Here is a 3,511-nt window from a genome sequence, read left to right as displayed (position 1 = left end):
CTTAAAATACTAATAATTTCAGTATTTTTTCTGGATCCCGTGAATAAATCACGGGATGACAATGACAAAATCGAGCCATGTAACAAAGCTTAAAAGTTATACAAATAGTACTATTAAAGCGATTCTTCGCTTGAAAATAAAGTCTTTAATAAAACTCTTCCACAAAAAATAAAATATAGAATTTCTTATAATTATTTCAATAAATGATTGCAAATATTTTTTAATTAATTATAATAGCTCAACCTTTGGTATTAATCCTATAGTGAAGTATATTGGATTAGGTGAGATTTATAAGAAATATTTTAATTTTGTAGCAAAAAAGAATTTAATTAGCTTTAAAATTATTTTGTTCCACATAGGATGATCAAAAGCGGTTTTACGCCTTAATTATTAAGAATAGATTTTTTGTTGAAGCTCTAGGCAAGGTTAATCTAGTATGTATATACTAAGATAGAACTTAAAAAATTGGCTGCGTCGTTCTACAAGATCTGTGGTACTGAACGTTTAAGTATACGTTGCGTTCCTTGCCTTGTGAGCTCCTTGTTCTTTTCCAAGTTGATCTTCGTATCTATTCTTTATTTACTTGAGGTATATATTCGTTTAATTTAAAAAATTGGTAATAAAAGTTTCTAGCTTTTGGTCGGTTAAACTACGCTAACTAAAATTAATAAGATTTTAGAAAAATTACTATTCTTATTTAAAAAAATCTCATAATTTATACAGTTAAGAAAGACTAAAATAAGATAATTTATATTTTATAGTGAACTGCTCCCCACGTTGTAGCACGTTGCTCGTCGTCTTGCCTATTAATATATAGGCTCTACCCTCGCTCCTATCACAAAATGGGGCTGAGTTCACTATATATGTAAAACTTAAAAAAATAGAGTTCTAAAAGAAATCTAATTAATATGAATTTAGGTTCTGTGAACATTTCTAAAATAATATAATTATGGTTCTTTTTTGCTGCAAGTTATAAGATTTTTTTGAAATATGAATAACTATTCCTACAAAAATCTTATTAATTTTTGCTAAAAAATAACTCAAAATGTAAATTAATTAAAAATGTTCACAGAACCTAGAATAAAAGATACAAATAATAGGGTAGGTAGTGCGAAGCTCGCCACAAGCTTAATTTTTCCTATTAATATCAACTAAAGCTGAGTTTTATTAATATTTCTAAAAATAGCAAATAAATTAGAGATATTAACAGAACTTAATAAATTTATTGCTTTAATTGGTATTTAGTTATTCGTAAGTATAACTATTAACTGAATTAGTATAAATTAAGGAGGTAGTTTTGCTCCAAAGGGTTATTAAACATTTAAATCATAATTTATCTAAACATGATATTACTGCTCAAATAACAGGTAGGATCAAACATCCAATATCAATTTTATATAAATTATATCGTAAAGGTATAAAGTTAGAAGAATTAACAGATATTTTTGCGATAAGAATAGTGGTAATAGATGAAGAGAAGTGTTATAAAGCTTTAAAAGTAGTTCATAATCTTTATGAGTATGAAAAGGATAAATTCAAAAATTATATTCTTAATCCTAAACCAAACGGCTATCAATCTTTGCATACTATTATTACAACTGAGGAAAATTATAAAATAGAGATACAAATACGTGATCATAATATGCATTATCATGCAGAGAGCGGTGAAGCTGCACGCTGGAAATATAAAAATAGTTTTTAGGCTCTGTGAACATTTCTAATTGATTTTTTATTTTGACTCTTTTCTTCTGCAAATTATAAGATTTTTTTAAAATATGAGTAACTATTTCTTCAAAAATGCTATTAATTTTCGCTAAAAAATACCTCAAAATAAAAAATCAATTAGAATATGTTCACAGAACCTAGCTAAAATAATGGGAGTGTTGAAATATGATTCTTTTCAGTAATTTTGTCGTTAAAATTTGTCTGTGCTCCTCGCGTACGCTTAAGCTGTGGTAACTCGCCTGCATTTTGCCTAAAAATTCCTCAAAAATAATTTATATTTCAACACTCCCATAATGCGAGTAGCAAATTATTGTATAATCCACTATTCGTATTAAAATATTGTAGACTTCTTGTATAACTTGCTTCTAAGGGTAATTTGTGAGTCGAATCGGTACTCGCATCCTCACGTACTAAAGTGTACGCTGCGGTGCTGCGTTCCGCGTCTCCTACAAATTCCTCCTTATTAGCTGTGTTATGCAAGAAGTCTAATATAAAAGGTGAAAGGCGGCTTCCACTTTTTATATAAATTAAGTAAATGTATTCTATATAACAATTGAGCAATACAAGTAAAGCTGAATTTTTATTTTGTATTATTTTGAAGTTTTAAAAAGAAATTTCGTAAACCGACTTTTTGAAATATTTCTTTTTGTTCTGAAGGGAAATGTTGCTTGATAAAATTAGTGCAAACATTTAATAGTTGTTGTTCTACGGTACGTATTTCTAAATAAGCTGCTATGAGCAAGAAACTTTCTATAGTCTCTTTTACTGTTTCTAAAGCCTTTTCCGGAGATTTAGCATTTATAGTTTGTAAATTATGCAGGCGATCAAATACTTTAATAAGTGCGATATCATATCTTTGTTCTTGGATTAATAAATTTAACATTTCACCTGAGCTAATTTTACCGTACGGCTTAATTCTTGTTAAACGTTCTACGTTATCGGCAATATTCTTATCAAAAATTTTACTAATATCAGCATGTGTAAGTATTGTATCCTCTATAGTATCATGAAGAAGGGCAACATTTATCATATATGATTTGTAAAGTTTAGGAGCTTCAAGAGCCGTAAAATCTGCAAGCATGATTGCAACTTCTATAGGGTGAGAATAGTATGGCTCCCCTGATTGACGCATTTGAGAAGCGTGATATTTACGGGTATAATAAGACCTTTTTCAATTTCTGTTATATCTACAGGTGAGTCTACTATAGTATTCAAATATTTAATTCGATCAATTAATTTTTTACTATAATCACAAATCTCAAATTTTTTCTGCCAAATATCAATTTCTTCCATAAACCCACTAATTTTTTATAAACATGTACATTATCAGTATAAAATATTTTTATAAGAAAATTAATAAGATTTTAGAAAGATAGAATATTTATTTTTTAAAACTTATCAATAATCGATAGTTAAGCACAAATAAATTATAAGTCGTCAGTATTATATCTAAATTTTTAAATCTAATCGTATTTCTGTGATTTTTTTACATAGCTATATAAAGTAAATATTAATTTTTATTAATATAAATAAATGTATATATATCCCTAGTAGTACCCATTGTTTTATATGAAAATAAAAAAATAATTAATAAAATTTAATAAAAAATACTTTTTTTATTTATTTTCAAATATTTTTTTCAATTTAATAATTTATAACTTCTTGCAATATATTAAAAATCTAGTAAGTATTGTTAATTGTAAAGGTAGATTATTATTCAATCTATTTTTATAAATTAGTTAATAAAATATTAAATAAAGGTAAAATTATGACTAAAAAACTAGTT

At 26.4% G+C, this 3,511-nt stretch carries 1 protein-coding gene and 2 pseudogenes; 1 reads left to right on the top strand and 2 read right to left on the bottom strand.

All coding sequences use genetic code 11. From position 1 onward, the window contains the following. Positions 1–1,297: 1,297 nt before the first annotated feature. A complete protein-coding gene (locus tag AC1Z7D_RS06575) occupies positions 1,298–1,702 on the top strand; it encodes a bifunctional (p)ppGpp synthetase/guanosine-3',5'-bis(diphosphate) 3'-pyrophosphohydrolase (RefSeq protein WP_482603023.1) in 405 nt (134 codons plus the stop codon). A gap of 368 nt (positions 1,703–2,070) precedes the next feature. Here the strand turns inward: AC1Z7D_RS06575 and AC1Z7D_RS06570 are convergent. Both AC1Z7D_RS06570 and AC1Z7D_RS06565 read right to left on the bottom strand, forming a co-directional pair. Then, positions 2,071–2,217, bottom strand: a pseudogene (locus AC1Z7D_RS06570) (palindromic element RPE1 domain-containing protein); the annotation flags it as partial. A gap of 111 nt (positions 2,218–2,328) precedes the next feature. After that, positions 2,329–3,018 (bottom strand): annotated as a pseudogene (locus tag AC1Z7D_RS06565) (HD domain-containing protein). Positions 3,019–3,511 lie beyond the last annotated feature (493 nt).

This window comes from Rickettsia sp. (assembly GCF_965035265.1).
Note: the sequence above shows the minus strand (reverse complement) of the source record. Positions and strands in the feature narration are given on the sequence as shown.